Source organism: Devosia sp. A16 (genome assembly GCF_001402915.1).
Taxonomy (GTDB): domain Bacteria; phylum Pseudomonadota; class Alphaproteobacteria; order Rhizobiales; family Devosiaceae; genus Devosia_A.
The window spans coordinates 2,290,565-2,317,058 of the sequence record NZ_CP012945.1 but is presented as its reverse complement, the minus strand read 5'-3'; the positions used below and the strand labels follow the sequence as shown (position 1 = coordinate 2,317,058).

At 65.6% G+C, this 26,494-nt stretch carries 25 protein-coding genes; 14 read left to right on the top strand and 11 right to left on the bottom strand.

Annotated features, from left to right (window positions below; genetic code table 11):
* Positions 1–31: 31 nt before the first annotated feature.
* Entirely contained in the window at positions 32–1,078 is a 1,047-nt protein-coding gene (locus APS40_RS11310; protein ID WP_236884240.1) for a hemolysin family protein, read from the top strand.
* Positions 1,079–1,278: 200 nt separating this feature from the next.
* Here the strand turns inward: APS40_RS11310 and APS40_RS11305 are convergent, their stop codons facing one another.
* Positions 1,279–2,331: a serine hydrolase domain-containing protein gene (locus tag APS40_RS11305; protein ID WP_055047144.1), complete on the bottom strand. Its 1,053-nt coding sequence runs from the start codon at positions 2,329–2,331 to the stop codon at positions 1,279–1,281.
* 153 nt (positions 2,332–2,484) lie between these two features.
* Between APS40_RS11305 and lnt the strand changes: the two genes are divergently transcribed.
* The 4 genes from lnt to APS40_RS11285 all read left to right on the top strand — a co-directional run bounded on the left by lnt (position 2,485) and on the right by APS40_RS11285 (position 6,938).
* Positions 2,485–4,098, top strand: a complete 1,614-nt coding sequence (gene lnt, locus APS40_RS11300; RefSeq protein WP_055047143.1) for an apolipoprotein N-acyltransferase — start codon at positions 2,485–2,487, stop codon at positions 4,096–4,098.
* Between the two features lie 132 nt (positions 4,099–4,230).
* Positions 4,231–5,496, top strand: a complete 1,266-nt coding sequence (gene metK / locus APS40_RS11295) for a methionine adenosyltransferase (protein WP_055047142.1) — start codon at positions 4,231–4,233, stop codon at positions 5,494–5,496.
* A gap of 158 nt (positions 5,497–5,654) precedes the next feature.
* Positions 5,655–6,365, top strand: coding sequence for a tRNA (guanosine(46)-N7)-methyltransferase TrmB (trmB, locus tag APS40_RS11290; protein ID WP_055047141.1), 711 nt, complete (start codon positions 5,655–5,657; stop codon positions 6,363–6,365).
* A 162-nt stretch (positions 6,366–6,527) separates the two neighbouring features.
* Positions 6,528–6,938, top strand: coding sequence for a winged helix-turn-helix transcriptional regulator (locus APS40_RS11285; protein WP_055047140.1), 411 nt, complete (start codon positions 6,528–6,530; stop codon positions 6,936–6,938).
* A 77-nt stretch (positions 6,939–7,015) separates the two neighbouring features.
* Here APS40_RS11285 and APS40_RS11280 read toward each other — a convergent pair whose 3' ends face one another.
* Entirely contained in the window at positions 7,016–7,366 is a 351-nt protein-coding gene (locus tag APS40_RS11280; protein WP_156342913.1) for a hypothetical protein, read from the bottom strand.
* 291 nt (positions 7,367–7,657) lie between these two features.
* Here APS40_RS11280 and APS40_RS11275 point away from each other — a divergent pair, with 291 nt between their 5' ends.
* A complete protein-coding gene (locus APS40_RS11275; protein WP_055047138.1) occupies positions 7,658–8,335 on the top strand; it encodes a hypothetical protein in 678 nt (225 codons plus the stop codon).
* Positions 8,336–8,455: 120 nt separating this feature from the next.
* Here the strand turns inward: APS40_RS11275 and APS40_RS11270 are convergent, their stop codons facing one another.
* The gene (locus APS40_RS11270; RefSeq protein WP_055047137.1) at positions 8,456–9,670 is read right to left on the bottom strand and encodes an MFS transporter; all 1,215 of its coding nucleotides are present in this window, start codon (positions 9,668–9,670) and stop codon (positions 8,456–8,458) included.
* A gap of 126 nt (positions 9,671–9,796) precedes the next feature.
* On the opposite strand from APS40_RS11270, the gene APS40_RS11265 reads away from it, so the two are divergent.
* The gene (locus APS40_RS11265) at positions 9,797–10,402 is read left to right on the top strand and encodes a TetR/AcrR family transcriptional regulator (protein WP_055047136.1); all 606 of its coding nucleotides are present in this window, start codon (positions 9,797–9,799) and stop codon (positions 10,400–10,402) included.
* A gap of 8 nt (positions 10,403–10,410) precedes the next feature.
* Here the strand turns inward: APS40_RS11265 and APS40_RS11260 are convergent, their stop codons facing one another.
* From APS40_RS11260 to APS40_RS11230, 7 genes are all read right to left on the bottom strand, one after another.
* Entirely contained in the window at positions 10,411–10,704 is a 294-nt protein-coding gene (locus APS40_RS11260; RefSeq protein WP_055047135.1) for a hypothetical protein, read from the bottom strand.
* 212 nt (positions 10,705–10,916) lie between these two features.
* Entirely contained in the window at positions 10,917–13,058 is a 2,142-nt protein-coding gene (gene pnp / locus APS40_RS11255) for a polyribonucleotide nucleotidyltransferase (protein WP_055047134.1), read from the bottom strand.
* 400 nt (positions 13,059–13,458) lie between these two features.
* Positions 13,459–13,728 (bottom strand): 30S ribosomal protein S15, encoded by a 270-nt coding sequence (gene rpsO, locus APS40_RS11250; protein WP_055047133.1) that lies wholly within the window; start codon positions 13,726–13,728, stop codon positions 13,459–13,461.
* Positions 13,729–13,860: 132 nt separating this feature from the next.
* Positions 13,861–15,585 (bottom strand): sensor histidine kinase, encoded by a 1,725-nt coding sequence (locus APS40_RS11245; RefSeq protein WP_082434343.1) that lies wholly within the window; start codon positions 15,583–15,585, stop codon positions 13,861–13,863.
* A gap of 94 nt (positions 15,586–15,679) precedes the next feature.
* Entirely contained in the window at positions 15,680–16,576 is an 897-nt protein-coding gene (gene truB, locus APS40_RS11240; RefSeq protein WP_055047131.1) for a tRNA pseudouridine(55) synthase TruB, read from the bottom strand.
* 134 nt (positions 16,577–16,710) lie between these two features.
* Positions 16,711–17,118: a 30S ribosome-binding factor RbfA gene (rbfA, locus tag APS40_RS11235; protein ID WP_055047130.1), complete on the bottom strand. Its 408-nt coding sequence runs from the start codon at positions 17,116–17,118 to the stop codon at positions 16,711–16,713.
* Between the two features lie 89 nt (positions 17,119–17,207).
* The gene (locus APS40_RS11230; protein WP_055047129.1) at positions 17,208–17,996 is read right to left on the bottom strand and encodes a TetR/AcrR family transcriptional regulator; all 789 of its coding nucleotides are present in this window, start codon (positions 17,994–17,996) and stop codon (positions 17,208–17,210) included.
* Positions 17,997–18,203: 207 nt separating this feature from the next.
* Here APS40_RS11230 and APS40_RS11225 point away from each other — a divergent pair, with 207 nt between their 5' ends.
* The 7 genes from APS40_RS11225 to APS40_RS11195 all read left to right on the top strand — a co-directional run bounded on the left by APS40_RS11225 (position 18,204) and on the right by APS40_RS11195 (position 24,412).
* On the top strand, positions 18,204–19,151 hold the full coding sequence (locus APS40_RS11225) for an ATP-binding cassette domain-containing protein (protein ID WP_055047128.1): 948 nt from the start codon (positions 18,204–18,206) through the stop codon (positions 19,149–19,151).
* 205 nt (positions 19,152–19,356) lie between these two features.
* Positions 19,357–20,106 carry an ABC transporter permease gene (locus tag APS40_RS11220; protein WP_055047127.1) on the top strand — a complete coding sequence of 250 codons (750 nt, stop codon included), beginning with the start codon at positions 19,357–19,359 and terminating at the stop codon, positions 20,104–20,106.
* Between the two features lie 80 nt (positions 20,107–20,186).
* Positions 20,187–20,408 (top strand): hypothetical protein, encoded by a 222-nt coding sequence (locus APS40_RS11215; RefSeq protein WP_055047126.1) that lies wholly within the window; start codon positions 20,187–20,189, stop codon positions 20,406–20,408.
* Between the two features lie 77 nt (positions 20,409–20,485).
* Complete coding sequence (locus APS40_RS11210) at positions 20,486–22,729, top strand: ATP-binding cassette domain-containing protein (protein ID WP_055047125.1); 2,244 nt, start codon at positions 20,486–20,488, stop codon at positions 22,727–22,729.
* A 346-nt stretch (positions 22,730–23,075) separates the two neighbouring features.
* Complete coding sequence (locus APS40_RS11205) at positions 23,076–23,387, top strand: ArsR/SmtB family transcription factor (RefSeq protein ID WP_055047124.1); 312 nt, start codon at positions 23,076–23,078, stop codon at positions 23,385–23,387.
* Positions 23,384–23,734 (top strand): SRPBCC family protein, encoded by a 351-nt coding sequence (locus tag APS40_RS11200; RefSeq protein ID WP_055047123.1) that lies wholly within the window; start codon positions 23,384–23,386, stop codon positions 23,732–23,734. The genes APS40_RS11205 and APS40_RS11200 overlap by 4 nt, the downstream gene beginning before the upstream one ends.
* A 42-nt stretch (positions 23,735–23,776) precedes the next feature.
* Positions 23,777–24,412, top strand: coding sequence for an ATP-dependent Clp protease proteolytic subunit (locus APS40_RS11195; protein ID WP_055047122.1), 636 nt, complete (start codon positions 23,777–23,779; stop codon positions 24,410–24,412).
* A gap of 168 nt (positions 24,413–24,580) precedes the next feature.
* On the opposite strand, the gene APS40_RS11190 is transcribed toward APS40_RS11195, so the two are convergent.
* Positions 24,581–26,485: an ABC transporter ATP-binding protein gene (locus tag APS40_RS11190; protein ID WP_082434342.1), complete on the bottom strand. Its 1,905-nt coding sequence runs from the start codon at positions 26,483–26,485 to the stop codon at positions 24,581–24,583.
* Positions 26,486–26,494 lie beyond the last annotated feature (9 nt).

The following is a 26,494-nucleotide window of genomic DNA, read 5'->3' as shown; positions in this document are numbered from 1 at the left end:
GATGAATTGAAGGCCGCACGCGGCCATTGAGATGAACGACTCCGACAGTCCGTCCGCGCCGCACAGAAAGCTGGCGCAAAAATCCAACAACGAGCCTCCTTCTAGTCCCGCCTCCACGGCGACGTGGGGGCAGAAACTCTGGCATCGGCTGCGCGGCCTCATCGCCATGCGCACCGTATCGTTGCGCGACGATCTCGAGGTGGCGCTCGAGAGCGAGAACAATGGCGGCACCGCCGACTTCACCCAGTCCGAGCGCACCATCCTCAAGAACGTGCTGGATCTCGCCGAGAAGCGGGTCGAGGACGTGATGATTCCGCGTGCGGACATCGAGGCGATCGAGAGCTCGGAAACGCTTGGCGTGCTGGTCACCCGCTTCCGGCAGGTCGGCCACTCGCGCATGCCGGTCTATACCGACAGCCTCGACAACATCACCGGCTTCATCCACGTCAAGGACGCGCTGCGGCGGATCACCGAGCCGGTGACCGACCCGGAGGCCACGGTGCCGGTCAAGCTGGTTTCAACGCCGCTCCGTTCAAGACTCGAAAAGCTCGACCTGGTGCGCCAGGTGCTGTTCGTGCCGCCGCTGATGCCGGTGGGCGACCTGCTGCAGCAGATGCAGCTCAAGCGGGTGCACATGGCAGTGGTGATCGACGAGTATGGCGGCACCGACGGCCTCGTCACCATCGAGGACCTCTTGGAAGCGGTGGTCGGCGAGATCGAGGACGAGCACGACGACGACGTGGCGTTGGTGCGCAAGATCAACTCCAACGTCTTCATCGCCTCGGCGCGCGCCGAGCTCGAGGAAGTGCAGGAGGTGATCGGTCCGGATTTCGATCCCGGCAGCCATGCCGACGAAGTCGATACGTTGGGCGGCCTGGTGTTCGAACTGGCCGGGCACGTCCCCGCCAAGGGCGAACACGTCAACGGCATCAAGGGGTTCGAGTTCGAAATCCTGCAGGCCGACAGCCGCCAGGTCAAACGCGTCAAGATCAAGCGGTTGAAGCAGCCCAAGCCGCGGCCGCCCAAGCCGCCGGTGGCGAAGGCGCCGGAGGACACGCAAGCGCCGGCGGCGGAGTAGTTTGGCGTTTGCAGTCAGGAACGCCTCTCCCGTTTACGGGGGAGGGTGCCGCCGTCAGGCGGTGGGAGGGGGGAGCCCCACGCACTGACGGCGGGCGATGTTACTGAGCCGGTGTTTGCCGCACCCCCCTCCACCAGCCTTGCGGCTGGTCCCCCTCCCCCGCAAGCGGGAGAGGTTCGCCGACTGCGAGCTCGGCGGTGTCAAGCCCGCACCACATTCCCCACCACGATCTCGCGCCAGATGCGGGCCGGGGTGACCCAGCGCTCGAACAGATTGTAGTCGCCCGCGTAGATGACGCAGGCAATGCCGGCTTCCGGCGCCAGCCAGAGCCGCTGGCCGCCATTGCCGAAGGCGCCAATCCAGCGCAGCGGCCTGTCGTAGCCGGGGGCCGGCGCTTCGTGCATGTACCACAGGTGCCCATAGCCGAGCCCGTCCCAGGTCTGGATCGCTGCAGTCCAGGACGCCTCTAGCCAGGCCGCCGGTACGATCTGCCGTCCCTCGAACCGGCCGCCATCGACCAGCATGGCGCCGATCCGCAGCAAGTCCGGAGCGGTGAGGCGCAGGCCTGAAGCGGGGGAGGCCACGCCGTCGCTGCCTGCCAGCCAGTAGAAATCGGTGATGCCGAGTGGCGCGAACAGCGCCTCGCGGGCGAAATCGGGGAGTTTCTGGCCGGAGCCGCGCTCGATCAGGGCGCCGATCAGCGCCACCGCGCCGCCGGAATAGATCCACTTCTCGCCGGGGGCGCCGACGATCGGGCGATCGAGGACGAAGCGATAGCGGTCCGGCGCCATTTCCATGGCGATCTCGGAATTGGTCGGGTCGGTGTAGGGCTTGTTCTCGTCCCACTCCATGCCCATGGTCATGTTGAGAGTATGCGCCACCGTGACCTTGCGTCGTTCCGGGTCGGCGACGAGGTCGGGGTATTCCGGAAAGCCGTCGATCACCGGGGTGTCGAGCGCCGGCACCAGCCCGCGTTCCAGGGCAATGCCGTAGAGCAGGCCGACAATGCTCTTGGTCACCGAGCGGAGGTCATGCAGCACCGCCGGCCCGAACTGCACGCGGCCAAGCGGATCGCCCCAGCTCTCGTCCTCGCCCTCGAAATAGTGCTCCAGCACCAGCTTGCCGCCACGGCTGACCAGCAGCGCGTGGATCGGCAGCAGCAGTCCCGATTCGAAGCCGGCGGCGAGCTTCTTCTCGAGATTGGCGGCAAAGCCCGCCGCTTCGGGCGTTGTCCTGGTCCAGTTCGTCACCATCGTCCCTCCTGTTTACCGGCGACATGCTGCGGCATGGGCCGGTTTCGCCGCTTGATCCCGGTTGCGCCAGGGACGACGAGCCGGACGTTGCCGCGCTTGACCCGGCGCGCGCGCCTCGCGACCTTGCCACATGCCCTGTGATTCGAGCGCCGCATGACCTGGCTCGCCGAGACCGTGATGCTGAGCCATGGCTGGCGACGCTTCCTTATCGTCGTCACGGCGGGAGCAATTGCCGCTGCTTCGATGCCGCCGTTCTTCCTGCTGCCGGCGCTGTTCCTCACCCTGCCGGTCTGGGTCTGGGCGCTCGACGGCGCCGAGCACAGCCGCGGCTGGCGCCGGCTGGTCGGTCCGGCGTTCCAGATCGGCTTCGGCTTCGGGCTCGGCTATTTCACCGTGGCGCTGCATTGGCTGGGGGCCGCTTTCCTGCAGGAGGGCGGCTTCTTCCTCGTCCTGATGCCGTTCGCCATCGTCGGGCTGGCGGCGATCCTGTCGGTGTTCTGGGGGCTGGGCAGTGCGCTCGCCCATCTCGTCTGGTCGGGCGGCGCCTTTCGCATCGTCACCCTCGCCAGCTTCCTGGCGCTGGCCGAGTGGGGGCGCGGGCATCTGTTCACCGGTTTCCCGTTCGATCTTCTCGGCTATGCGCTCACCGCCAATGACCAGATGCTGCAACTCGCCTCGGTGGTCGGCAGCTATGGGCTGACCTTCATCGCGGCGCTGATCGCCATGACCCCGGCGCTGATCTGGCCGGCCGACCAGCGCGGCCTGGTGCGGCGGCTGATCCCGATGTTTCTCGCCATCGCAGTGATCGCAGCGCAGGTCGGCTACGGCAACTGGCGGCTCACCACGACGACACTCACGGCCCGCACCGACATGAAGGTCCGGCTGGTGCAGCCGATGATCCTCGAACATGCCGATTGGTCGGTGGCCGACCCCGACGCCATCATCAACCAGCTGATCAGCCTGTCGGAAAGCAAGCCGACGCCATCCGATGCGGGTCTCGACGGCATTACCCACGTGGTATGGCCGGAATCGGTGTTTCCCTTCTTTCTCACCAACTATCCCGACGGCATTGCCCGCATCGCCCGCATGTTGCCCGACACAACGCTGCTGCTGACCGGTGCGCCGCGCGAGCCACTCGGCGATGACGGGCTGCCGATCCCGGACAACCCCGGCTACAACTCGATCCTCGCCATCGACACCAATGGCGAGGTGGTGGCGAGCTACGACAAGTCGCACCTGGTGCCGTTCGGCGAGTACCTGCCGTTCCAGAGCTTCTGGCGGCTGTTCGGTATCAACCAGTTCGTGCCGGGCACCAATGGCTGGGCGGCGGGCGACGGCCGCCGGCTGATGACGCCGCCGGGCACCCCACCGTTTCTGGCGTTGGTCTGCTACGAGGCGGTGTTCCCCGGCGACATCGGCGACCCGACCCAGGCGCAGTTCATTCTCAACGTCACCAACGATGCCTGGTTCATGGGCTCGATCGGCCCGGCGCAGCATGCCCACCATGCCCGGATGCGGGCAGTCGAGACCGGGCTGCCGATGCTGCGCGCCGCCAATACCGGGGTGACGCTGAGCGTCGACCCGCTCGGCCGGGTGGTGGCGCAACTGGCCGAGGAACAGGTCGGGGTGCTCGACGTGGTGCCGACCGAGCCGGTGCCGGGCGGCACGCTGTTCAACCGTCTCGGCGACCTGCCGTTCTGGGCGGCAGTGGTCCTGGGTCTCCTCGGCTCGCTGATTGCGGCCCGGCGGCCCCGCCGCGTCGCATGAATTTTCTGCAACAGCGGCCGAACGGGACATAAAGCTTCCTTTATATGGCTTGACCGCGCCTTGCCCCGGTGGCAAAACAGCGCGCAACTGTGCGATTTTCGCACTTTTTGACCATTTTTCGGGGGTTTCGCCTTGGCTCGGTCTTCCTATCTGTTCACGTCGGAATCGGTTTCGGAGGGGCATCCGGACAAGGTTTGCGACCGGATTTCCGATGAGATCGTCGACCTGGTGTTCCGCGAGGCCAAGAAGGCCGGCATGGATCCGGCGAAGGTGCGCATCGCCTGCGAGACGCTGGCGACGACCAACCGCGTGGTGATCGCCGGTGAAGTGCGGGTGCCCGAGACGCTGCTCAAGAAGGGCAAGGACGGCAAGGTGCTGCTCGACGCGGCCGGCCATCCGGTGGTTAACCCGGCCAAGTTCAAATCGACGGCACGCAAGGCGATCAAGGCGATCGGCTATGAGCAGTCGGGCTTCCACTGGAAGACCGCCAAGATCGACGTGCTGCTGCACGGCCAGTCGGCCGACATCGCGCAGGGTGTCGATGAGTCGGGCAACAAGGATGTCGGCGCCGGCGACCAGGGCATCATGTTCGGCTATGCCAGCCGCGAGACCCCCGAGCTGCTGCCGGCGCCGATCTACTATGCCCACAAGATCCTCGAGGCGCTGACCATTGCGCGCAAGGCCGGTGAGGGCGCCGCGATCAAGCTCGGCCCCGACGCCAAGAGCCAGGTCACCATCCGCTACGAGAACGGCAAGCCGGTCGGGGTCACCCAGATCGTGGTGTCGACCCAGCATGTCGATGCGAGCCTTTCGTCCGAAGACGTGCGCAAGATCGTCGAGCCCTATGTGCGCGCTGCACTGCCCGAGGGCTGGATCACCAAGGATACCGTCTGGCACGTCAACCCGACCGGCAAGTTCGTGGTCGGCGGCCCCGACGGCGATGCCGGGCTCACCGGCCGCAAGATCATCGTCGACACCTATGGTGGAGCGGCGCCGCATGGCGGCGGCGCCTTCTCGGGCAAGGACCCGACCAAGGTCGACCGTTCGGCCGCCTATGCGGCGCGGTACCTCGCCAAGAACGTCGTCGCGGCCGGCCTCGCCGATCGCGCCACCATCCAGCTGAGCTACGCCATCGGCGTGGCCAAGCCGCTGTCGATCTATGTCGACCTGCACGGCACCGGCAAGGTGGCCGAGGACAAGCTCGAGACGGTGCTGAGCGAGGTGTTCGACCTCAGCCCGCGCGGCATTCGCACCCATCTCGACCTCAACAAGCCGATCTATGCCAAGACCTCGGCCTATGGCCATTTCGGCCGCAAGCCGGGCCGCGACGGCTCGTTCAGCTGGGAAAAGACCGACCTGGTCCCGGCGCTGAAGGCCGCGGTCAAGGCGGCCGCCTGAGCGACTCAGTAAGAAGGCCCCCTCACCCGCCGCTACGCGGCGACCTCTCCCCCAAGGGAGTGGTGGTGACAGGGCGAAATCGTGCCACAACTCACCTCTCCCTTTGGGGGAGAGGTCGGCCGAGGGCCGGGTGAGGGGGCCTTTTTCACGGAGGACCAGTGTCCGACAAACCCCACCATCCCCTCAACGTCGACGGCGAGCCGCGAGCCTTTTTCGGCCGGCGCTCCGGCAAACGCCTGCACAAAGGGCAAGATCAGCTGTTCCGGGAGTTGCTGCCTGAGCTGGAGATCGCGCTCGGCGAGGGGATGCTCGACCCGGCGGCGGTGTTCCCGGAAGCGACAAGGCGCGAGATCGAAATCGGCTATGGCGGCGGCGAACACCTGTCGCTGGAAGCCAGCCGGCACCGCGACACCGGCTATATCGGCTGCGAAGTGTTCTCGGGCGGCATCGCCAAGCTGCTGCAGCAGATCGACGAGGAGGAACTCGGCAACATCCGGCTGTTCACGGATGATGCGCTGAAGCTGCTGCAGAAGCTCCCCGAGGCCAGCCTCGATGGCGCCTTCCTGCTCTATCCCGACCCGTGGCCGAAGACGCGGCATCATAAGCGCCGCTTCATCTCGCCGCTGACCCTGAGCGAACTCGGACGGACGCTGAAGCCGGGTGCGCCGTTCCGCTTCGCGACCGATATCGAGGACTACGCGAACTGGACACTGGCCCATATCCTGCGCGCGCCGGATTTTGTTTTCGTGCCGGAACGGCCGCGGATCTGGCACGAGCCCTATGCCGGCTGGGAGCCGACGCGGTACGAGGAGAAAGCCCGGGCTGCGGGCCGGAACATCAGCTTCTACCTGACGTTCACGCGCCGCTGAGCGGCGCCGCGTTACGGCGAATTAACAGAACGTTTAGGCAATCGGGCATTGAAATGTGCCGTCGGCCTCTGGAAAATGCCGGCTCATGAACAATATGCGACCGAGGGGATCTCGCGCCAGCCGGCAACGGCTGGCCAAAATTCTATCTCACGGAGTTGGCGCATGCGTGAGCCGAAGCGTCCGCCGGTCAATCAGGCAGTGATCGACGAACTCCTGACCACCCGCAACAGCAAATGGACGCCGACGGTGGTGCTGCATCTGAGGCACGAAACGCTGCGGTTCTCGGAGCTGCAGCGTGAGATCGGCACGATCTCGCAGAAGGCGCTGACGGCGAGCCTCCGGGCCCTGGAGCGCGACGGCTTCGTCACCCGCACCAGCTATGCGACCATTCCGCCGCGAGTCGACTATGCGTTGACCGACCTTGGTACCGAGGCACTGAAAGCCTTCGAGGCCTTCGAAACCTTTGCCTCGCTGCACTGGCACCGAGTGCTTGAGGCGCGGCAGCAATTTGACGCGCGCGGGGACGCCGAGCTGCCCGAACCTCCGGTGCTGCGGATCAGCACCGGGCGTTGATCCCAGGCGGGCGATCGCCCCGCCTGAGGGATCAGCGAGCCGGCAGGCACGTAGCCAGCCGGCTCGGGGGATCGCCATCAGTCGAAGAAATCGTCGACGAGCAGCGACTTGTTATAGACCGGAGCCGTCTTGACGCCGGTATCGACCTTGCTCAGCACGCGGGTGTTGCCCTGCGCGGTGCTCTGCACCGGCTTCAGCGTGTCCTTGTAGAAGTACTGGAAGGTCGAGGAGCCGTCGGCCTGCTTCACCACGGCGCGGATGATGCCGTCAGCGTTCTCGTAGACGTCGGTGGCATTGATCCCCTTGTGCTGCAGCTGCGTCACGAGGAAGTCCGAGTCGAAGCTGGAATCCTCAGAGGCCGCGAAAGCCGGAACCGAGAGACCGCCCACGAGCAGCAGAGCGGCAAGGCCAAGAGCAGAAGTTTTCATTTTCACGTCCCTTTCGTTGTCTGGACAACAGGGAGATCGGACTCCTTGCGCCGCTTCGCAAGACGCGAAATCTGCACCTCACCCTCTTGAAATTCGATAATGGCTGCAGAGGGTTACATGAGGGAACGCCACCATCTCGTGAGAAACCCACCTCCCTCGAGGCGGGTTGGTTGCCTTGAGGAAACCATTGGTGGGAGTGGGGTTTGGAGGGGTTCAGGGCACGATTCCCGCGTGGATTTCCAGGAACCGCCGGGGCACTTTCGGCGTCTGAGCGTGACAAGGAGGCGTGCCGTGCACCAAACCGTGAGAATCCTAAATATTCAGCAAGTTACGCATAATGTGCGCCGCTACGTGCTGGAAAAGCCCGCCGGATACCGCTTCGAACCCGGCCAGGCCACCGAACTGTCGCTCGACGAGGATGGCTGGCGCGACAAGAAGCACCCCTTCACCTTCACCGCGCTCAACGACTGGGATTATCTCGAGTTCACCATCAAGAGCTACTTCAAGACCGGCGGCGACGGGATGACGGAGCGATTGTTCGGTTATGGCGCCGGCCAGCGGCTGGTGCTGCGCGACCCCTGGGGCACCATCACTTACAAAGGCCCGGGCACCTTCATCGCCGGCGGCGCCGGCGTGACACCGTTCATCGCCATCCTCAGGCAGCTCGCCAGGGACGGCAAGCTGGCTGGACATCGGCTGATCGCCTCCAACCGCAAGGCCGAGGACATTATCCTCCGCGACGAGTTCGAAGCCATGGCGGGGCTCGAGACCACCTGGACCATCACCGACGACCCCGCCGCCGAGGGCGTGCTGCACGAGCGGATCGACGAAGCCTTCCTCAGGCGCGAGGTGCATGACATCGGCCAGAACTTCTACCTCTGCGGTCCGGATCCGATGGTAGCCGACCTGAAGGCGGCCCTCGGCGGGTTGGGCGCCAAGGCGGAAGCCCTGACCTGGGAGAAGCCGTGAGGCGCAGGGGTTCAGCAAGACCCAGGCTGGCGCGCGCCGCCCCCACCCCTGCCCCCTCCCCGCACGGGGGAGGGATTAAGGGTGGGGGTAAGCTCGCACCGGCATTTCGGGGAGCCGCACCTATTCTGCCGCCTGCGGCTGGGCTGCTGCCGCCGCGCCGTGCCCGGCCAATGTCCGCTGCCCCAGCAGCACCGTGAGCAAAGCCAGGGCGCCCGAGACCACCGAGACGATGAAGCCGTTGCTGGCCCCGTAGCTATCGACCACCCAGCCGGTGACGAATGAGCCGAGCGCCATGCCGATGCCGATGCCGGTCATCACCCAGGTGATGCCCTCGGTCAGCATCGCCGCCGGCACCCGCCGTTCGATCAGGCCGAAGGCGGTGATGAAGGTCGGCGAAATGGCGACACCGCTGGCGAACACGGCAAGCGCCAGCATCGGCACGTTGTCGACGAACGGCAGCGGCCAGGCAGTGAGGGCGATGACGGCCAACGCGATCGCCAGCTGCTTCTCGAGCGCCAGCTTCAGGTTCAGCGCGCCGACGATCAGGCCGACGAGGAACGAGCCGACGGCGTAGACGCCGATGACGAGGCTGGCGGCGCCGGGCTGACCCAACTTCTCGGTGATCGCCACTGCGCTCACCTCGGCGGTGGCGAAGATGGCGCCGACGAAGATCAGGGCCAACGTGATGATCTGCACCGGCCGCTGCCGGATGGCCGACTTGCCAGCGCCGGCCGCCGCGACGCTGGGCCTGGGCTCGGTGCGGCGCTGGGCGATGAAGGCAAGGCCGCCGAGCGCGAGGAACAGCGTGCTGGCCAATAGCCCTGCCTGGGGGAACAGCGCCACCGCAAGGCCAACCGACAGCGAGGCTCCGGCGATGTAGACCAGCTCGTCGGCAGACGACTCGAACGCGAAGGCGGTGTTGAGTTCCGGCCGGTCTCGGAACAGTTCGCTCCAGCGCGCCCGGATCATCGCCGGAAAGCTCGGCATCAACGCAGCAGCAAGGGCCGCGGCGAACAAGGTCCAGAGCGGCCAGTGCTGGGCGGCCGCCAGCATCAGCACGGCGAAGGCCGCGACGGCAATGAGCGTCGTCGGGATCAGCACGCGCGACTGACCCAGCCGGTCGACGACGCGCGAGATCTGCGGCGCGAACAGCGCGTTGGCCAGCGCGTAAGTGGCCGATACGGCGCCGGCAAGCCAGAACTCGCCGTGGGTCTGCGACAGCATGGCGACAATGCCGATCGGCGCCATCGCCATCGGCATGCGAGCGACGAAACCCGCGGCGGCAAAGCCTTTGGCGCCGGGCGCACGGAAAATCTCTGCATATGGATTCGACATGGCGATCCCTCGACATTTGCTGAGCCGCGGCCTACATCATTGACATACGCGGCGTATGCAAAAGCATCTAGTGACATACGCGACGTATGTCAATTGACATACGTCGCGTATATGAAATGGCAGGGCATGGCTCAGAGAACCCGCAGCGAGATGATTCTGGAGACCCGCGCCAAGCTGATGGCCGCAGGCCGCGAGGCCTTTGCCAAAGTCGGCTATGCCGAGGCCTCGATGGATCACTTCACCTCCGATGTCGGACTGACGCGCGGCGCGCTCTATCACCATTTCGGCGACAAGCGCGGGTTGTTCGAGGCCGTCGTCGCCCAGATCGACAGCGAGATGACGGCGCGGCTGAAGACGCGGGCCGCCAAGGCGCCGAACGCCTGGGAGAGTTTCGTCGAGGAAGGCATCGGCTATATCGAGATGGCGCTCGAGCCGGAGATCCAGCGAATCATGCTGCGCGACGGCCCGGCAGTACTGGGCGACCCGTCGTCCTGGCCGAGCGCCAATGGCTGCATCACGGCGATGAAACAGAGTCTCGAGGGGTTGCTGGAAAACGGCATGATCGCCGACGTGGACTGCCAGGCCACCGCGCGAATGATCACCGGCGCCTCCTGCTACGCCGCGCAGTGGATCGCCAATGCGGAAGATCCGGTCGCCGTCTCACACCGCGCGACTGCCGCTTATCGGCGCTTGGTCGAAGGGCTGCTGCGCAACCCGCCGCCCCGGCACTGACCACCAGGCTACTCAGGCTGGTCGATCAGCGCGCCGGCGACGAACGCCGTCACCTTGTCGACCGGCATCTCGCAGGGCTTGAGCGCCGGTTCGCCGCTGCCGGGCGGTCGATAGATGTTGAGGCTGATGCGGTCGGCGCCGCCAAGCTGCTCGGCATAGAGCTTGAAACTTTGACCGTTGGCATGCGCGGTGCTGGTCACCCCGTAGCGCCGACCCTGGTAGCGGGCGGTGAAGTAGCCGCGGGGCCAGGAGTTGAGGGTCGACCAGATCAGTGCGGCTGAGGGAGCGATGGAGATCGTCATGCTCCTGATATGGGGCGACCAGGCTCGCCCGCCAATGCCGCCCGGTCCGGCACAGGAGCAGGCGCTCGTTCCATCTTTCCTCCCCCTTTGAGACCGGTGACTCCCCACATATGCGATTGCCCTGCCCTTTGAGCCAAGGGTCACCGGCACCGGGCGCAAACAAAGAGGCCCGGGATCGCTCCCGGGCCTCTTCTCATTCAATGAGCTGCCGATTACTCGGCGGCGTCGGTCTTTTCCTCGACGATTTCCTTGCCGGTCGCCTGGTCGACGACCTTCATGGAGAGGCGGACCTTGCCGCGCTCGTCGAAGCCGAGCAGCTTCACCCACACCTTGTCGCCTTCCTTGACGACGTCGGTGGTCTTGCCGACGCGCTGGGCGGCGAGCTGGGAGATATGCACCAGGCCGTCCTTGGCGCCGAAGAAGTTCACGAACGCGCCGAAATCGGCGGTCTTGACCACGGTGCCCTGGTAGATGGCGCCGACTTCGGCTTCATCGGTGATCGACTTGATCCACTTGATGGCCGCATCGATCGACGCGCCGTCCGAGGACGAGACCTTCACGGTGCCGTCGTCGTTGATGTCGATCTTGGCGCCGGTCTTCTCGACGATCTCGCGGATCACCTTGCCGCCGGTGCCGATCACTTCACGGATCTTGTCGGTCGGGATGGTGATGGTCTCGATGCGCGGGGCGAATTCGCCGACGCTGGAGCGCGAGGTGTCGAGCGCCTTGGCCATTTCGCCCAGGATGTGCTCGCGACCCGCCTTGGCCTGGCCGAGGGCGACCTTCATGATCTCCTCGGTGATGCCGGCGATCTTGATGTCCATCTGCAGCGAGGTGACGCCGTCGGCGGTACCCGCAACCTTGAAGTCCATGTCGCCGAGGTGATCTTCGTCACCCAGGATGTCGGAGAGCACCGCGTAGCGGTCGCCTTCGAGGATCAGGCCCATGGCGATACCGGCCACCGGCTTCTTCATCGGCACGCCTGCATCCATCAGCGCCAGCGAGGTGCCGCAGACGGTCGCCATCGAGGACGAGCCGTTCGACTCGGTGATCTCGGAGACGACGCGGATGGTGTAGGGGAAGTCTTCCGCCTTGGGACGGATCGGGTTGATGGCGCGCCACGCGAGCTTGCCGTGACCGATTTCGCGCCGGCCGGGCGAACCCATGCGACCCGCTTCGCCGACCGAATAGGGCGGGAAGTTGTAGTGCAGCATGAAGTTCACCTTCTGGGTGCCTTCGAGGCTGTCGACGAACTGCTCGTCGTCGCCGGTGCCGAGCGTGGCAACGACGAGGGCCTGGGTCTCACCGCGGGTGAACAGGGCCGAACCGTGGGTGCGGGGCAGAACGCCGACTTCGGCGACGATCGGGCGGACCGTCGTCAGGTCACGGCCATCGATGCGCGACTTGGTGTCGAGGATGTTCCACCGGACGATCTTGGCCTGGAGGTTATGGACCACTTCGCCCAGGTCCTCGGCCGAGACGGTGCCGGCTTCGATCTGGGCGGCGAAATGCTCCTTGACCTTGGCGTTGGCGGCATCGACCGCAGCATAGCGCTGCGCCTTGTCGGTGATCTTGTAGGCGGCGCGGAGGTCGGCCTCGGCCATCTTCAGCACGTCGGCTTCAAGCGCCGAATAATCCGGCGGGGTGAAATCGCGCGGTTCCTTGGCGGCGAGTTCGGCCAGCTTGATGATGGCGTCGATCACCTTGCGCGAGGCCTCGTGACCGAACATCACGGCGCCGAGCATGATTTCCTCGGAGAGCTCCTGGGCTTCCGATTCCACCATCAGCACGGCGTCCTGGGTGCCGGCCATGACCAGGTCGAGCTTGGACTCGGCACGACGGTCGACGGCGAGGTTCAGGACGTACTGGCCATCGACGTAGCCGACGCGGGCAGCCCCGATCGGGCCCATGAAGGGCACGCCCGAGATGGTCAGCGCGGCCGAAGCAGCGACCATCGAGAGCACGTCCGGATTGTTCTCCATGTCGTGCTGGAGGACCGTGACGATGACCTGGGTCTCGTTCTTGTAGCCCTCGGGGAAGAGCGGACGGATGGGACGGTCGATCAGGCGGGAGATCAGCGTCTCGCCTTCGGTCGGACGGCCTTCGCGCTTGAAGTAGCCGCCCGGGATCTTGCCCGCGGCGAAGTACTTCTCCTGATAGTTGACGGTCAGCGGGAAGAAGTCCTGACCCGGCTTCGGCGACTTGGCCGAAACGACGGTGGCGAGGACCACGGTTTCGCCGAGCGTGGCGAGCACGGCGCCGTCAGCCTGGCGGGCGATCTTGCCGGTCTCGAGGGTGAGGGGCTGGCCGCCCCAGTTCAGCTCAACTTTGTGGTAGTCGAAGTTGATGGGCATATCGTTGTCTTTCCATTCTGCCGGAATGAGCGGGAACGCGGGGGCGTAGCCACCCCGCGAACTCATCCGGTGTGCCAGCCGCACGCCGCACCCCATGTGCGGCAGCAGCCCAAAATCGGCACGGTTCCGCGCTGACGTTCTGCGTTGTCGCGCACTCGAACCCGAAAAGTCTCACGACCTTTCCCGAGTACGCTCCACCCAGGTGTCAACTGGGGCGGAACATGGACAAGACGATGAGCCGCTCATGTCTCTGAAAAGAGGGTGCCTCTGCACCGTGAGCGGCCGATGATCTCGCCATGCTCCGCGTAGTTCGTCAGCCTACGCTACTATCCGGCGTCGCCGCCGGGGTGGACCCGCGAGGCGTGCCTCGTGGGTCCGGGTAGTCGAAACGACCCGTGCCTTAGCGGCGCAGGCCCAGACGCTCGATGAGCGCCTTGTAGCGCGCTTCGTCCGACTTCTTGACATAGTCGAGGAGACGGCGGCGCGTCGAAACCATCTTCAGCAGGCCCCGGCGGGAATGGTTGTCCTTGCCGTGCAGCTTGAAGTGTTCGGTGAGATTGGCGATGCGTTCGGAGAGGATCGCGACCTGGACTTCCGGCGAACCGGTGTCGTCCTTCTTGGTGGCGAAGTCCTTGATGAGCGCAGTCTTCCGCTCTGCGGTAATCGACATCGGAAAGGTCCTTTCAAACAGAGGATCATCGGGACGCTGCCGCCCGGGATGTCGTCCAGGTGGAGCCATGAATAAGCGCCGGCCGGGCCGGAACTTGCGCGCTCTATAGGGGAAAGGGCCGCAGAACGCCAGTTATTTGTCGGTCTCGGGCTTCTCGGCAGCGCTGTTGAGGGTGTCGGAGGGGTCGAGCGAGCTGAGCGGAATGGTGAACCGCCACTCGATGCCCTGCGTGTGCACCTCGCGCTTGACCTCGCCATTGAGCGAGCGGCCGACCATGTTCTCGAGCACGGTGGTGCCGAAGCCGCGACGCGGCGCGGCCTCGGCCGGCGCATTGCCGCTTTCGTGCCAGCGAAAGCTCACCGCGTCGCCGACCCGCTCCCAGGTCAGTTCCAGCCGCCCGCCCTCCTTGGCGAAGGCGCCGTACTTGACGGCGTTGGTGGCCAGTTCGTGCGCCGCCATGCCGAGGATCTGGCCGGCCTGGGCGTTGAGCCGCAGCGGCGGGCCGTCGACGACGACGCGCTCACCGTCGACCGGGCAGAACGGATCGATCTGGCTGACCAGCAGTTCCTTGAGATCAACCCCCGCTACCCCGTGCGCCAGCAGCAGGTCGGTGGAGCGGGCGAGCCCGAAAATGCGGCGCTCGAAGCTCGAGACGAACTCGGGCACGGAATCGGCGCCGCGGGCCGTCTGCTTGGCCATCGCAGCGATCACCGTCATCTGGTTCTTCGACCGATGCGCCAGCTCGCGCATCAGGAAGCGCACTTCGGTTTCGGCGGCCTGCCGGCGCCGCGAGGCGTCGCCGAGCGCGGCGGACACGGTCTCGATCTCCTCGATCGGGAAGTGCCGCGCCTCGACCGGCTGGCCGGCGCCGAGCCGTTTGGCGTCCGCTTCAAGGCCGTGCACCGAACGGCCGATCTGCAGGCTGACGCCGTAGACCACCAGCACCACCAGCGCGGCCAGCAGCACGCCGCCGGCGAGCAGCGACCAGAACGCGTCGGCGAGGGGCTTGGCCACCACGTCGCGGTCAGCCCAGGCAACGAGCGACCAACCGGTCAGCGTGGAGCGCTGCGATACCACCAGATAGTCGGTGCCCTCGACAGTCAGCGCGCGCCAGCCGCCGGTGGTGCCGAGGTCGGCGACCGGGATCAGGTTGAAGGTATCGCCGGTGCTGCCGCCCTGATCGGCCGCGGCGATAATCACCCCTTTGCGGTCGACCAGCGCCACATGCCAGCCCTCCGGCATGCGGCTCGCCAGCAGGGCCATCGAAAGCTGACTGGCAGTGCGGCTGAAACCGAGGATCAGGGGTGGATGGTTGGCCGGAAAGATCGGCTGCAGGATGTTGACGACCCATTGCTTGGACAGCCGGCCCAATACGGCATCGGACACCGTGACGTCGCGCCTGTCGAAGGCGCGCTGGGCCGTCTCGGTGTCGCCGATCGGCGTCGTGACCTGTTCCGAAATGGGCACCCGGGTGGAGAGGTCCGAGGTGAGGTCAGGGTGGATCAGGTAAACGAACGAGCCGGTATTCTCGAGGGCGACGCTGACCCGGGCATGAAATTCCGGGTACTCGGCGGGATTCAGCGGCGGGGTGGTGGCCAGCACACGCAGGGTGGTGATGTTGGCGTTGATCTCACGATCCACGGCCTGGATGATGGAGCGGGAATTGCCGGTGATCAGCGTCTCGACCACCCGCTCCTGCGCCTCGTTGTTGCGTTGCAGCAGGATAGCGGAAAAAACGAAGGCGGGAACCAGCGCCACCAGTGCCAGGACAAACAGGTAGACCGCTATCGGGCGAGCCGTCGGTCCGCGGCGACGCACAATAGCAGAAGTCTCAGCCGGGCCGGGCCCGTCAGCCATAAAGCACCCCGGCGATACTCAACCCAGACCCCCGCGCACGTCAGTGCTCGAAAACGCGGGATGCGGGAGTTGGTTCCAGACGCGTCCGCGAATTTCAGACAAGGACGCGCTGCGGCTTGAACATGCCCGCCTCGACGCGACCGAGCGCCACGGCGGTCCCGGCGCTGCTGGCCCAGGCGCTGTCGAGCGCGATCGGCGCCGTGGCGCCGCCGAGCAGCACCGGATTGCCGTGGCGCACGGCGCTGGCCTGATCGGGGCTGAGCCGAATCTCGGGCAACAACGACAGGCCGGCGGAAACCGGCAGCAGCAAGGCGTCGCGGTCGGCCGTCGCTTCCAGCGTCTCGAACGTCACCGCCCGTGCCTCGTCGAACGGGCCGACAGCGGTGCGGCGGAGCTCGACCACATGGCCGCGCGTGCCCAATTGCCGCGCCAGGTCGCGCGCCAGAGCCCGGACATAGGTGCCCTTCTCGCAGGTCATCTCCAGTCGACTGACCTCGCCGGTATGCTCGAGGAGCCGCAAGGCCTCGATATAGACCGGTCGTGCTGCCAGCTCGACCGTCTCGCCGGCGCGCGCCAGGTCATAGGCGCGCTCGCCATCGACCTTGATGGCCGAGAAGGCCGGTGGGGTCTGCATGATCTCGCCGGTGAAGTCGGGCAATACAGCGAGGATTTCGGCTTCCGACGGGCGCATATCGGAACGGGCGCTGACGTCGCCCTCGGCGTCGTCGGTGGTGGTTTCCTCGCCCCACTTGATGGCGAAACGGTAAACCTTGGTGCCGTCCTGCACGGCAGGCACGGTCTTGGTGGCTTCGCCCAGGGCGATCGGCAGGATGCCGGTTGCCAGCGGGTCTAGCGTTCCGGCATGGCCGGCCTTTTTGGCACCGAACAGCCAGCGGAGCTTGCCCACGGCCTGAGTGGAGGTCATGTCATAGGGCTTGTCGAGAACCAACCAACCGGAGACGTCGCGTTTCTGGGATTTGGGTGCGTTCAATGCATCTTCCTTGGCCTCCCTCCCCTTCTTCAGGGGGAGGGATTGAGGATGGGGGTCAGCTAGCGCCGGCGCGTGTGGACCCCCACCCCTGCCCTCCCCGAAGAAGGGGAGGCGAGTGGAGAGTCCGAGGGCGCTTACTCCTCTTCCTCATCCTTATGGATGTCGCGCTGCACGCGCTCGGAGCGCAGCAGGGCGTCGATCTTGCCGAACTCGTCGAAGGTGTTGTCGACGAAAAAGCGCAGGTCGGGCGCGAATTTCAGATCGAGCGCCGGCGCCACGCGGCCGCGGATGAAGCGGTGGTGGCGGTTGAGCGCGGCAACGATCTCCTCGGCCCCTTCACCGCCCAGCGGCATGATATAGGCGTTGGCGAGCTTGAGGTCGGGCGTCATGCGGACCTCGGGGACGGTGATGACCTTGCCTTCGAGCAGCGGATCCTCGATCTCGCCACGAGCAAAGACACCGGAAAGGGCGTGGCGCACCAGCTCGCCGACGCGCAGCATGCGCTGGCTGGGGCCGCTGGGCTTGTGGGTGTCGCGTTTCATCGGTCCGAGTTAGGCGCTTGGCAGGCCGGCGTCAACGGTGACGGCCGCACTGCCCCAGGAACGGCATCCGGTGGGTTGGCAACATTGAGCTACCCTCTCTCAACGGTGGGACCACCCCGCTTGCCTTCGATCAGCCGCTGGAGCCCGTCGAGAATCCGCTCGAGCCCGAAATCGAAGGCAAGGTCGGGGTTGCCGAGACCATAGAGTTCGCCGACCACCGCACCCACCCGGCTGGCCACCGGGTAGGGCGAGAAATCTATCGTCTCCATGAACGGTGCAATGGTGTACCACCACTCGTCGTCGCTCATCCCGGTCTGCGCCTTGACCATGCTGGCACGCACCACATCGCGCACCGCGCCGTGCACATAGTTGGCGACGAGGGTGACCGAGAAATCCATCTCGACTGCGCTGAGCCCCAGCCCATCGAACACCCCCAGGATGGTGTCATAGGCCCGAATGGTGTTGGGACCGAGCACCGGCCGATGCGTGCCAATCTCCAGCGCCCACGGATGGGCGAGATAGAAGCGGCGGAAGCTGCGGGCCACCAGCGTGACGTTGGCCCGCCAGTTCGCCGGCTGAAAGTCGGGAGCAAGCTCGCCGGCCTGGGCGATTGCCACCGCATCGAGCATCAGGTCGAGCAGTACCGCCTTGTCGGGAATGTGGGTGTAAAAGCTCATCGGCGAGATGCCGACCGCCTCGGCGACCCGTCGGGTGGAGACCGCGCCGATCCCTTCGGCATCGGCAATGGCGACGGCGGCAGCCACCAGGTCGGCAACGCCGACCCGTGACTTGGGTCCGCGTTTGGGTGCGGGGGCCCTGCCCCACATCAGCTCCAGCGCCCGGATCGGATCGCCCCGACCGACAATTTCCTCGGCCATCCAGCCTCCGCAAAAAACTCTTTACACTGTACGGGCTTTGGATTATCAAAACACCGTACACTGCACAACGTTATATCCGCGCCCTGCGAAAGTCGAGCTATCCCTTCGGCTATCCGGCTCCGCGTGTCGAAAACCAGCCTGCTGACACGTCATGTCAGCAGGGCTGGTTAGCTTGTCCAAAATGAACCGCGTTTGAGGAGTGAAGCAATGATCCATGCCCGCGGGCTGAAGCGCAGCTTCAAGACCAAAGAGGGTGTCGTCGAGGCGGTGCGCGGCCTCGACCTCGATGTGGCAGAAGGCGAGCTGGTGGCGTTCCTCGGCCCCAATGGCGCCGGCAAATCCACCAGCGTGCGCATGCTGACGACGCTGTTGCCGCCGACGGCGGGAGCGGCGAGCGTCGCCGGGCATGACGTGTTGCGCGACGCCAACGCCGTGCGCCGCCGTATCGGCTATGTCGGCCAGGGCGCCGGGGCCGGCGGCTACAACAAGCTGCGCGACGAGTTGCTGACCCAGGGCGCGGCGCAGCGGATGAGCAAGGCCGACTCGGCCCGCCGCGCCGACGAGCTGATCGGCATGCTCGAGCTCAGCGGGCTCGAAAAGCGAACCGGCATGAGTCTGTCGGGCGGACAGAAGCGGCGCGTCGATATCGCTCTCGGGCTGATGCACAGCCCCAGGGTACTGTTCCTCGACGAACCCTCGACCGGGCTCGACCCGCATAGCCGCGCCAATCTCTGGGAACACATCCTCAAGCTGAGGAAGGCGACCGGGATGACGATCTTTCTCACCACGCACTACCTCGACGAAGCCGACTCGATGGCCGAGCGGATGATGATCATGGACAATGGCCAGATCATCGCCAACGACACCCCGGAGCGGCTGAAAGCCAACCTGGCGGGTGACCGCATCAGCATCGATGCCGAAAATCCCGTGCTCGCCGCCGAACTCGCCGCGCATCTGCCCGAAGCGCGCGAAGTCAGCCGTGACGGCGCCCGTGTCGGGGTGACGGTAAAGGGCGGCGAGGCTGTGCTGCCGGAGTTCATCCGGACGCTCGACCAGCGCGGAGCGCGGGTGCTGGCGGCCAATGTCCGGCGGCCGACGCTGGACGACGTGTTCCTGGGATTGACCGGCCGCTCGCTCAGGGAGACCGCCGCATGAAAGGGCCGTTTGCACCAGTGAGGCAGAGGGCAGCCGTAGTTGAAAGCCACCGGATTCCTCCAGCTCCCCTCCCCCTTGAGGGGAGGGGTGGGGGGTGGGGGTCCATCGGCTCGAGAACCGCTCCACCCCCACCCTCAATCCCTCCCCTCAAGGGAGAGGGAAGCCATCGAACCGCAACCTTCGTCCCCATCTGGGAGATCCACCCATGAGCTTCTTTCGTGACGTTGCGACCTCATTCACGCGCGAGATGAAACCGACCCTGGCCGATCCATCCTGGATGGCGTTCGGTCTGGTGCAGCCTGTGCTCTATCTCGCCTTCTTCGTGCCGCTGCTCGATGTCGGCGGCTCGACCGCCGAGGCGCTGCAGTGGTTCGTACCCGGGATGATCGTCATGCTGACGCTGTTCGGCACCGCGATGGTGGGCTGGAGCCTCACCGAGGAGCTGATGAGCGGGGTGCTCGAGCGCTTCCTTGCCACGCCGATGAGCCGGCCGGCGCTGATCTTCGGCCGCTCGCTCAAGGAAATGTTCCCGCTGGCGCTGCAGGCGCTGGCGCTGATTCTGCTGGCCTGGCCGTTCGGGCTCGAGCTCCATCGGTTCCAGATGCTGTTCGGACTCGCGCTGCTGGCCCTGTTCGGCGCCGGAGTGGCGGCGCTCTCCTATGCGCTGGCCATCGCGGCGCGGCACAATACCTCGCTGTTCTACATGGTGAGCCAGTCGGTGGCGCTGCCGCTGATGCTGCTGGGCGGGGTGCTGCTACCGATCGAGAACGGGCCGGGCTGGCTGTACATCGCCAGCCGCTTCAACCCGCTGACCTACCTGATCGAGGCAGAACGGGCGCTGTTCGCCGGCGAGATGCTCAGCGCCACAGTACTTTGGGGGGTGCTGGTGGCGCTCGGCACCGCGGTGGTCGGGCTCAGCATCGGCGCACGGGCGATCCGCAAGGCGAGCCTCTGATCGCGACCCACCTATCAGCGAACAAACGGCCGGGCGTCCATGCTGGCGCCCGGTTCCCCAGACATCGGAGGCCCAGAGAGATGAACGCAGAGAACATTGCCATCCCGGTGCTGGACACCGGGCCGGCAGATGGCCGTCCCGACGAAGCACAGGCGCTTGCCGCGCGGATCGAACTGGCCGTCGCGATGGGCCAGGAGCAGGTAGCGATCGACCTCCATCGCCGCTTTCTCGCGCTGCCGTTGTCGGAGGCCGAACGCCGCCGGATCCATCGCGAGTTCGCGGTGCTCGACCGGCTGCGCTAAGCCTCCGACCGGGAGAGGGGTTGCCAAGGTCGGCACGTTTATTTAACTACCTGGTAAAGTACGAACGAGGGTTTTGCATGTACGGCTCGATCAAGATCCGCGGGGCGCGGGAGAACAACCTCAAGAACGTGTCGCTCGATATCCCCAAGCGGAAGATCACGGTGTTCACCGGGGTTTCCGGGTCGGGCAAGTCCTCGCTGGTGTTCGGCACCATCGCGGCCGAGAGCCAGCGGCTGATCAACGAGACCTATCCGGCGTTCGTGCAGCAGTTCATGCCGCATTACGGCCAGCCCGACGCCGACGTGCTCGAGAACATCTCAGCTGCCATCATCGTCGATCAGCAGCGGCTGGGCGGCAACTCGCGTTCCACCGTCGCCACCGTCACCGACGCGGCGCAGATGCTGCGGGTGATTTTCTCGCGCGCCGCCGAGCCGAAGCTGGGCGCCCCGGGACTCTATTCCTACAACGATCCGCGCGGCATGTGCCCCGATTGCGAGGGCATTGGCCAGGTCGCGGCGATGGACATGAGCGCCGTGGTCGACGAAACCAAATCGCTCAACCAGGGCGCGCTGCTGCCCAAGGATTTCGCCGTCGACAGCTGGTACTGGGAGATTTACCGGAACTCCGGCCTCTTCGACATGGACAAGCCGGTTTCGAAGTTCACCGCCGAGGAGCGGGAAAACCTGTTCAACCTCGACGACGGCCGCAAGATCAAGGTCGGCAAGATCGGACTGACCTACGAGGGCGTGGTCGCCAAGCTGAAGAAGGGGCTGGGCTCCAAGGACCCCGAGAACCTGCAGCCGCATGTGCGGGTCGAGTACGACAAGATCTTCACCCGCAGGACCTGCCCGGCCTGCGGCGGCGCTCGGCTCAATGCGGCGGCACTGGCGAGCAAGGTGAACGGCAGGTCGATCGCCGAGTGTTCGGCAATGCAGGTTTCCGACCTCGCGCCCTTCGTCCGCTCGATCGAGGCGCCGTCGATCAAGCCAATGATCGAGGCGCTGGCGGCGCGGCTCGAGAACCTCGTCACCATCGGGCTGGGTTACCTGAGCCTCGACCGCGAAAGCTCGACGCTCTCGGGCGGCGAAAGCCAGCGGGTTAAGATGGTGCGCCATCTCGGCTCGTCGCTGACCGACATCACCTATGTGTTCGACGAGCCGAGCGTCGGACTGCACCCGCATGATGTCGGCCCACTGGCCGGGCTGATGCAGCAGCTCAGGGACAAGGGCAACACCGTGCTGATCGTCGAGCACAAGCCTGACATGATCGCCATCGCCGACCATGTGGTCGATATGGGGCCCCTCGCCGGATCGAAAGGCGGCGAGATCGTCTACCAAGGCGATTTCGCCGGGCTGCTGACCTCGGGCACACTCACCGGCAACCACATGAAAAAGCACCAGCCGATCAAGACCGAGGGCCGGAAGCCCAAGGGGCAGCTGAAGATCGCCCATGCCAGGACCAACAACCTGCGCGATGTGTCGGTGGCGATCCCCGAGGGCGTGCTGACGGTAGTGACGGGCGTTGCCGGCGCGGGCAAGAGCTCGTTGATCCAGGGCGCGCTCCCAGTCGCCTACCCGGACACCGTGATCATCGACCAGAACCTCAACCGTGGCTCGTCGCGCTCCAATACCGCAACCTATACGGGCATCCTCGACACGGTGCGGAAGACCTTCGCCAAGGCCAACGGGGTCGATGCGGCGCTGTTTTCCGCCAACTCGAAAGGCGCCTGTCCGGACTGCAAGGGTCTGGGGGTCACCTATACCGACCTCGCGCACATGGACCCGGTGGCCAGCGTCTGCGAGACCTGCGAGGGCAAGCGCTTCACCGACGAGGTGCTGCAGCACAAGCTGCGCGGCAAGGCGATCAGCGACGTCTACGAGATGAGCGTCGCCGAGGCGGCCGAGTTCTTCACCGAGCCGGCGATCGCCAGGATCCTCAAGGGGCTCGACGATGTCGGGCTCGGCTACCTGACATTGGGCCAGCCGCTGTCGACACTGTCGGGCGGCGAACGGCAACGACTGAAGCTTGCGGCGGAGCTCGGCAAATCGGGCAATATCTACGTGCTCGACGAACCCACCACCGGGCTCCACATGAACGATGTCGACACGCTGATCGGGCTGTTCGACCGGCTGGTGGACGCCGGCTCGACGGTGATCGTCATCGAGCACAATCTCGACGTGATCAGCCGGGCCGACTGGGTGATCGACCTCGGACCGGGGGCCGGCCACCAGGGCGGCAGCGTGGTGTTCGAGGGGACGCCGACGGGGCTCCGGGACGCCAAGGGGAGTCTGACGGGGGCGGCGCTGGCGGCGCGTGGGTAGATTTTCGAGCGCTGACTGAAGCAGACGGCCCCCTCCCGGCCTCCCCCATGAAGGGGGAGGTGAAGAGTCGAGGCTTGGTCCTCGATGGTGCCAAACACTCGATGCGGCACCTCCCCCTTTATGGGGGAGGATGGGAAGGGGCCGTCTGCTTCAGTCAGTCAGCCGTCAGCCCCACCACATCCTGCAGCTCCTTCACCCGCCTTGGCGTCCACCGGCCAGGTTGTCGGTCGGACGGATGGAAGGCGCAGGCCTTCCACTCCAGGGAGATCATGGCAATCCCCATGCGCCGGAGCGCGCGACTCGACCGGGCTTGCGCGACTCATAAGTATTTGCTTATGTGTCGTGCATGGAAGCAGATATCTTCAAGGCGCTGGCCGACCCCAACCGCCGCGCCATGCTGGAGCGCCTGGCGGCGGGGGAGCTGAACGCCACGGCATTGCGGCAGGGTTTCGAGATCAGCCAGCCGGCGATGTCGCAGCACATCGCGGTGCTGCGTGGCGCCGGGCTGATCACCGAGCGGCGCGAAGGGCGAAGCGTGCACTACGCGGTGAACCCCGACGGCATGGCGCCGCTGACCGATTGGCTGGCCCGCTACCAGGCCTTCTGGCCGGAGCGCCTGGGCCGGCTGCGAGATTTCCTCAAGGAGATGGACCAATGAGCGAGCCAAAAAGCATGCCCGAGCGGGTGATGGTGGAGTGCGCGCTCGACGCGGCGCCCGAAAAAGTGTGGCGGGCGCTGTCGGTCCCGGAATTCCGCGACAGCTGGCTGACCCCGAAGGCCGATGGGGCACACTATTCCGCCGAAGTCCTCGAAGCGGAGCCGCCGCGGCGGCTGACGCTCAGCTGGCGCGAAGGCGATGACGACGCAGCGGAACTGGTGACCTTCACCCTGTCGCCGACGTCGACCGGCGGCACCTGGCTGCGCCTGGTGCATGATCGGGTGGCAGCGCCGATGCGCGTGCCGATCCCGGCCAATGCCAACACCATGATGCTGCGCGCCGCCTAAAGCTCAAAGCTTTCCGTTTTTTCGTTCTGAAGGAGGTCGCCGATGCGCGACATGATGCAGCTCGTCCCTATGGTCATCGAACAGTCGACCCGCGGCGAGCGTTCGTTCGATATCTTCTCGCGGCTGCTGCGAGAGAGGATCATCTTCGTCAATGGCGAGGTCGAGGACCAGATGGCGGCGCTGATCTGCGCCCAACTGCTGTTTCTCGAGTCCGAGAATCCGGGGAAGGAAATCTCGCTCTACATCAATTCACCCGGCGGCGTGGTGACGGCCGGGCTCGCCATCTACGACACCATGCAGTTCATCAAGTCGCCGGTCTCGACGCTCTGCATGGGCACCGCCTATTCGATGGGCTCGTTCCTGCTGGCTGGCGGCGCGCCCGGCCGGCGCATGGCCCTGCCCAATGCCTCGATCCTCGTGCACCAGCCCTCGGGCGGAGCGCAGGGCAAGGTGACGGACGTGCTCATCCATGCCGAGGAGAGCCGCAAGGTGAAGGCGCGGATCAACCGCATCTATTCGAAGCATTGTGGACGCACGATCGAGGAAGTCGAACAGACGCTCGACCGCGACCGCTACATGTCGCCGGAAGAAGCACGTGACTGGGGGCTGATCGACGCGATCTTCACCGAGCGGGCAGAGCTGGCGATGCCGGTGCCGGAACTGCCGATGGGGCGATGATCCCTTCTCCCCTCAGGGGAGAAGGTGGCCGAAGGCCGGATGAGGGGTGAAGCGGCGCCATACGCGCTCGTTGAGAAGCTGAACCCCTCACCCTAGTTCCGCTAGGGACCTTCGGTCCCAGCTGCACTACCCTCTCCCCTCAGGGGAGAGGGGTCCCGACTGCAACCTTCAGCGATACCCAGCCGCCTGCAGCTCGAACAGCTCGGCGTAGCGCCCGCCATTCACCATCAGCTCGGCGTGCGTCCCCTGCTCTTCTACCTTTCCGTCGGCCAGGACCACGATGCGGTCGGCCATGCGGACGGTGGAGAAGCGGTGCGAGATCAGCACGGCGGTGGTGCCTTCGGCGAGGTTCTTGAACCGCGTGAAGACTTCCGCCTCGGCGCGGGCGTCGAGCGCCGCGGTCGGCTCGTCGAGGATGATGATCTCGGCATTGCGCATATAGGCGCGGGCGATGGCGATCTTCTGCCACTCGCCGCCCGACAGATCCTGACCCTTGAGGAAAGTGCGGCCAAGCATCTGGTCGTAACCCTCGGGGAGCTTTCGGATCACCGGATCGGCGAGGCTCTGTTCGGCGGCCGAGACGATGCGCTGGCGATCGCCTGCCACCTCGATGCGGCCGACGCCGATATTGTCCGAGGCGGTGAAGCTGTAGCGCAGGAAATCCTGGAAGATCACCCCGATATGGGTGTGGAGGTCGGCGGTCGAAAATTCCTTGAGATCGATGCCGTCGAGCGTGATGCGACCTTCGTCCGGGTCGTAGAGCCGGGTCATGAGCTTGACGATGGTGGTCTTGCCGGCGCCGTTCTCTCCCACCAGCGCCAGCGTCTCGCCGGCAGGCACGGTGAAGCTCAGATTGCGCACCGCCCAGTTCTCGGAGCCTGGATAGCGGAAGCCGACATTGTCGAACGCGATGCCCTGCTTGACCGGCAGCGGGAACGACTTTGGGTGTTTCGGCTCGAGAATGGTCGGCTTGATCTCGAAGAAGCTGAACAGGTCGTCGAGATAGAGCGACTGCCCGGCGATCTGGGTGAAGCCGATCAGGATCTGCTGCAGGTAGCCGTTGAGCTGCGAGAAGCTGCCCGACAGAAACACCAGCGTGCCGATGGAGAACTCGCCATGGAGCGTCCGCCAGACGATATAGGCGTAGGCGGCGTAATAGGTCAGCGTCGAGATCGAGGCGAGCAGCCCGGTCTGCAGCGCTCGCTTGATGGAGAGGTTCCGGTTCTCGCTCAGGATCTGGCCACTCAGCACCTTGAAACGGCCGGAGAGGAAATCCCCGAGCCCGAACAGTTTGATCTCCTTGGCGCTGTCGGCGCTGGCGCCGATCTGGCGCAGGTATTCGAGCTGCCGCCGTTCGGGCGAACGGTTGTGCGAAATCCAGTAGGCCAGCCGGTTGAAGCGGAATTCGCCCCAGACCGCCGGGATCAAGGCCAGCGCCAACAACCCGATCAGTAGCGGCGCATAGACGAAGAGGCCTGCGGCGAGCGCGATGGCGGTAATCATCGCCTGGGCCTGGCCGAACACCTGCGAGATGACGGTCGAGCGGCTCGAGGCCTGGCGGCGCGCCCGCTCCAGCCGGTCCTGATACTCGGACTGCTCGAAATGCTTGAGGTCTAGCTTTGCCGCATGTTCCATCAGCTCGAGGCTGACCGCATTGGAGTGGCTTTCGCCGAGGATGTTGTCGACCACGTTGACGGCGCGGTTGAAGGCATCGCGGGCAAACACCAGCGCGAACTCCGCCCCGAGCAGCAGCGCCAGGTAAGTCAGTCGCCCGCTCTGCAGCCAATCGTTCAGCTCAGGCCCGGGCACGCCGAGGCTCGTCTGGTGCACCACCTCATCGATGATCAGCTTGGTGAGCAGCAGCACCAGCGGCGGCTGGATGGCGACGATGAGTCGAAGCCCGATCGACAGCCCCATCAACCAGGGGCTGGTCCGCCACATCTGGGCAAAGAGCCGGCCGAGGTGGCGGAAGGTTTTCAGCCGCTCGCCCTTGTCGAACGGTAGTGCGTCAGGAATATCGGGGCCGTTCGCTCCGCGTCCCCCGCCTCCAACCCTACCGCCGACACCACGCATCAAACATCA